Origin of the sequence: Burkholderia sp. Bp8992, assembly GCF_003853705.1 — a bacterium.
In the GTDB taxonomy this organism is placed as follows: Bacteria; Pseudomonadota; Gammaproteobacteria; order Burkholderiales; family Burkholderiaceae; genus Burkholderia.
In genome coordinates this window covers 1-5,406 of record NZ_QTQI01000059.1, presented here as the reverse complement: position 1 = coordinate 5,406, position 5,406 = coordinate 1, and the positions used below count along the sequence as shown (strand labels likewise).

Annotated in this window: 3 protein-coding genes and 1 pseudogene; all 4 read left to right on the top strand. The window is 57.3% G+C overall.

From position 1 onward, the window contains the following. On the top strand, nucleotides 1–3,798 hold a 3,798-nt coding region (locus tag DIE03_RS37835), incomplete at its 5' end, for a hemagglutinin repeat-containing protein (RefSeq protein ID WP_185658306.1). A 2-nt stretch (nucleotides 3,799–3,800) separates the two neighbouring features. Beyond that, the gene (locus DIE03_RS37830; protein ID WP_124457127.1) at nucleotides 3,801–4,229 is read left to right on the top strand and encodes a hypothetical protein; all 429 of its coding nucleotides are present in this window, start codon (nucleotides 3,801–3,803) and stop codon (nucleotides 4,227–4,229) included. Between the two features lie 100 nt (nucleotides 4,230–4,329). Then, a complete protein-coding gene (locus DIE03_RS37825) occupies nucleotides 4,330–4,830 on the top strand; it encodes a contact-dependent growth inhibition system immunity protein (protein ID WP_124457126.1) in 501 nt (166 codons plus the stop codon). Between the two features lie 32 nt (nucleotides 4,831–4,862). Next, nucleotides 4,863–5,330, top strand: a pseudogene (locus DIE03_RS37820) (POTRA domain-containing protein); the annotation flags it as partial. Nucleotides 5,331–5,406 lie beyond the last annotated feature (76 nt).

Below are 5,406 nucleotides of genomic sequence, written 5' to 3'. Positions count from 1 at the left end.
GCCAAGGGCGCACAGATCGACCTCGGCCAGGGCGGGACACTCGCTGCCAAGGGCAACGTGACGCTCGGTGCGGCGAGCACGACATCGACGGTGAACAGCAACAGTTCGGGCAGCGACAGTCACGGCAGCTACGCGGAGACACTGCACACGTCCGATCAGGCGCTCACAGGCACGACGCTCAAGGGCGGCGATACGGTGAATATCGTGTCGGGCAAGGACATTACGCTCTCCGGCAGCGCGATCACCCTCGACAAGGGCAACGCGAACCTGCTGGCGGCTGGCGACGTGAACGTCGGCGCGGCAAACGAGACGCACGAGCTGAATTCGCACGAAACGCACAGCCACAGCAATGTCGTAAGCGGCGCGAAGGTCGCAAGCGGAATCGACCAGACGGCGACTTATAGCCAGGGCAGCACGATTTCGGCGGATGGCGTGACGGTCACGAGCGGCCGGGACATCAATGTGACGGGCAGCAATATCGTCGGTACAAACGATGTGTCGCTGTCTGCCGCACGGGACGTGAACATCAAGACCTCGCAGGACACGATCCAATCGTCGACCTATTTCGACAAGAAGGAAACCGGCCTCATGTCGAACGGCGGCTTGTCAGTATCCGTCGGTTCTCGTTCGAACTCCGACAAGCAGCAGTCTTCATCGGTCACGAACAATGGAAGTGCGATCGGCGCGCTGAACGGCAATCTGACGGTAAGTGCGGGTAACGATCTGCATGCGACCGGCAGCATCCTGCATGCGGGCAACGACGTGAATCTTGCCGGCAAGACCGTGAAGATAGACGCCGCGACGGATACATCCAGCTTCGCAGAGCAGCAGCAGTTCCGTCAGGCTGGCGTGACGGTGGGCGTGACGAATCCGGTCGTGGCGGCGGTGCAGACCGGTCGGCAGATGACGAACGCTGCGCAAAGCGTGGGTGGCGATCCGCGCTTGATTGCGTTGGCGGCGGCCACGACGGGCCTTGCGGCGAAGAACACCTATGACTCGCTGAAGCAAATGGGCGGGGATCCGGTGAATGCCGCGAAAAGCGTCGGGATCAACGTGTCGGTCGGCGCGAGCAAGAGCGACAGTCAGATGCAGGCACAGTCGAGCACGGCGGTGGGAAGTACTGTGTCAGCGGGCCGCAACGTAACGATCGCCGCTGCTGGCGCCGGCAAGGACAGCAATATCGACGTGATCGGCAGCACGATTTCTGCAGGCAACAACGCGAAGCTGGCCGCGGAAGGCAATGTGAACCTGCAGGCCGCGGAAAATACCAGCAGCCAGCACAGTACGAACAGCGGGGCGAGTGCCTCGGTGGGCGTGTCGTTCACCGTTGGCGCGAAGACCGGTGTCGCGCTCACGGCGAGCGTTGCCGGGAATCGCGGTAACGCGGATGGTGATTCGTCGACGTGGACGAATACGCATGTGACCGCGGGCAATCAACTCGCGATCCAGTCAGGCGGTGATACGAATTTGAAGGGTGCAGTCGCGTCGGGCAAGCAGGTGGTCGCCGATGTTGGCGGAAACCTGAACATCGAGAGTCTGCAAGACAAGGATCATTACGGCTCGAAACAACAGAATGCGGGCGTTTCGGTGAGTGTTTGTCCGCCGCCCTGTGTGTCGAGCGTGGCGGGCAGCGTCGGCCAGACCAAGATGAACAGCGATTACGCAAGCGTGATCGAGCAATCGGGGATCAAGGCGGGCGATGGCGGCTTCCAGGTCGACGTGAAGGGCAATACCGATCTGAAAGGCGGTGTGATCGCGAGCAGCGACAAGGCCGTGCGGGACAACCTGAACAAACTGACGACCGGAACCCTCACGCATAGCGACATCGAGAACCACGCATCGTACGACGCATCGTCGGTCGGGCTCTCGGGCGGCTATGGCGGCACTATCGGCAAGGATCAGAAAGGCACGGCGGATAATGTGAATCCGGTGCCGGGGACCAGTGTGCCGAACAAGGGTGGGATATCGGTTGCGCCGCCGGTGGTGCTGGGCGCATCGGGTGATGCAAGCTCGACGACCAAGAGCGGCGTGAGCGGTGGGGCGCTCACTATTACCGATGGAGCGAAGCAACAGCAGCTGACGGGTGAGACTGCCGCCGAGGCGGTTGCGAATGTCAATCGGGACACGTCGAACACGAGCAGCGCGCTTGCACCAATCTTCGACAAGGGCAAGATTCAGGCCGGTTTCGACATCACGAGCCAGTTCATCAATCAGGCGGGAGCCTTCGTTGACAATCGGTTGAAGGAAGCGGACGCGGCACAGGCTGCAGCCAAGAATCCGAATTTGACGCCCGAGCAACGATTGCAGGCGCAGCAGCAGGCCGACCAGTTGACGGCGGAATGGGGCCCAGGCGGTACGTACCGGCAAGTGCTGTCCGCACTGACCGCAGCTGCGGGCGGCAACGTGACCGGTGGCGCCGGCCAGTTTGCGCAGGCCGGTGTGGTGAATTACCTGCAGCAGCAAGGCGCGTCGTACATCGGCAAGCTGGTCGAAAATGGCACGGTGACGGAAGGTAGCCCGCTGCATGCTGCGCTGCACGCGATTGTTGGATGTGCAGGTGCGGCTGCCAGCAGCCAAAGCTGCAGCGCCGGCGCGATGGGCGCGGCGGCATCCAGTCTGCTGACGAATCTGTTTGCGCCTCCGACTCCTGACATGACCGAGCAGGAGAAGGAAGCGAAACAAAATCTGATTTCGTCCATCGTGGCCGGCGTGGCGGCTGAATCCGGGGTGGGAGGCGCCTCGGGTGCGGCCACGACAACGACCAGCGCGACTGCGGCTGCGCAGAACAATTGGCTTGCGACCGAACAGAAGGTGCAGGCCCAGAAGGAGTTGATGGCCTGTACGAATCTGATGTGCGCTGTCCAGACAACTGGAAAGTGGGCGACAGTATCGTCAGTACAGGATGCCGCGACGCTGGCCGGATTTGGCAAGGGGCTTGCGCAGGCAGGCTGGAACGACGTCCGTGGGTTGGCGGAATTCCTGAGCGACCCGGTGACCGGTCTGAAAGGGATGTATGAGCTGATCAACAGCAAGGAGATGCGTGACCAGCTTGGACAGGCGGTCGTTGACAACTTGAATGTCAAGATCGGACAGATTCAGACCGCGCTGCGCGTCGGCGGGACTGATCAGGCGCTGCAACTCGGTCAAAATATCGGTGAACTGACCTGGCAGGTCGGTTCAGTGGTGGCCGGTGTGAGCGGTGCGGTTAAAGCTGGAATTGGTCTTGCCAAAATTGGCATCAACGTTGGTCGCGATGTGCTTGATAGCATGGCGCTTGCCAGTCGCACGAGTGCAGTTACGGACGGGCGGGCTTTGGGAGCGCTGGATGGTGCTGGTGGTGCCGCAGAAATCCCGAAGAAAATTCCATATCAACCAAATGGGACGGTTGTGTTGCAAGGGGAGGCCCCTGTATGCGGTCCTGCTTGCGCAGCAATGGTTATTTCAGATCGGACAGGTAATTCAGTAAGTCTTGAAAGTGTTATTGGGAGCTTCGAAAATGGAATTCGGCCGACTGGCGTTAATGCGTCGGAGCTGTCAAGTGTAATATCTAAGGCTGGCGTGGAAAATACTGTTGAGACGGTGATGATGCCAGGACAATTGAGCTCCAATCTTTCAAAAGGGCAGGTGGTTATAGTTAATATAAGGGGGCATTTCATAATCGTCGACAGTGAGGTTAGTGTAAATGGTGTTTCATACTATATGACAAGAGACCCATATATTGGTCCTAGAGGCGTGTTGGCTAGTGCGCTGAATTCGGCCATGTCGAATGGGGTAAACGCAATTGTGATAGGGCGATAACGATGGATGCTCGTGAGATGTTACTGTCGACCTTGCTTAAAACAGGTGATCGTACGGAGGTTTCCGGTTGGCTGGTCGACACTGATGATGGATTGTTTGTTCTTGGTGATCATTATCCAGAGGACTATGAGTATCCGTTTAGGGTGAAAATAGATAATGGAAATATTATGTATCCAATACTCAATTCGATTCCTGGTCTCGCGGGTGGCTGGTCACTATTATTTTATCGAGTAAAGCTGGTTGGTTTGTTTGCCTCTGGTAATCCTTGTTGTGTGACGGCTGAAAGTTTAAGTGTTGAAGTCGATCGAGGTTCTGGCGTGTATGTGGATGTTGATATAAATCATGATCTGGTTTCAGCTTACGTTGCTGAAAGGGGGGATTACGTATTCCGACGACCAAGGAATCCAAATCGGGATTGGCTGGATGATTGAGGTCTGATTCGAAATTGGCCTAATCAATAGCAGGGATTGCTTGGTTGCCTTAAGAGGCGGGTGATCTGCGAGGCGTCGTGCAAATCTGTAAGGGGGTGAATTGAGTGACGTTAAGCCTTGGCGCGGTGCGGCCATTTATCGAAATCAAGACTTCATTTTCATTGGAACGCAGTCTGGATATAGAGTTTCAATCGCAGATCCGGATGGCGGTTCATATTTTCTCGACGCAGATGCTGATGACGAAACACTCGGTCGTTGTCTCAACGATGCGTTGTTGAAAAGCCGTTTCATTACCCCACAGCAACGTGCGGAAAATCAGCTTTTCTTCGACTTTCGGCTGGTTGGAGAGAACTATAAGAAGTGGGTCGATGGCCTTCTTACACGGTTTGGGTACAAAACCAAGCAAGCCCTGTTCAAGAAAATGATCTTGTGTCATGCAAAAGTAGTTGACGGTGTTCTAACGCTTGATCCAAACCGTCATGACAAGCTCGAAGCATGGGAAGGGTTAGGCGACGACGCCAAAGTCATCCTTCCATTCGAGTCTCCAGAAGCAGAAATCGGCGCTGCTCTGCGAGTCGCGTTGGATCGATGCATTCCATAAATCGACGAACCCGATTGATAAGAACAACATCCATGAGCATTGTCCGACGGGGGAGTTGCATTGCGGCCTCGCTGCTGTCCGTGACAGTAGGCGTAGCTGCACAGGAAATCCCGCAACATACGATCATTCCGGGTAACGAGCAGCAGTCCAGACAGCAGGAAGAGGCGCGCGAGCGCGAACGGGCGGTCTCCGCACCGGGGGTGCGATCGGGCGTCGTGGCGAGCGTTGGGTATCCCACGCTACCGTCGGAAACACCCTGCTTTCGGATCGAGCGTTTTGCGCTCGACGTACCCGATGCCCTACCCACGGCTCTGAAATCGCAAGGCGCGTCGGCATTGCCGATGGATCGCTTCGCCTTCGCACGTGAATGGCTTGAGCACTATGCTGGTCAGTGCATCGGAAAACAGGGCCTCGACATCCTCGTCAAGGGTCTGTCGCAAGCGATCCTGGCGCGCGGGTACGTCACGACGCGTGTGCTACTGCCTGAACAGGATCTGTCGTAAGCGCGAAATTCTCCGCACCTAGGCAGCGCTGCCGAATCGATCCACGATTGCGTCCGCAGACTTGAATTGCGGA

Excerpts from the sequence above, each read along its gene's own strand:
- DIE03_RS37830 (WP_124457127.1), top strand. The coding sequence starts at position 3,801 with ATGGATGCTCGTGAGATGTTACTGTCGACCTTGCTTAAAACAGGTGAT.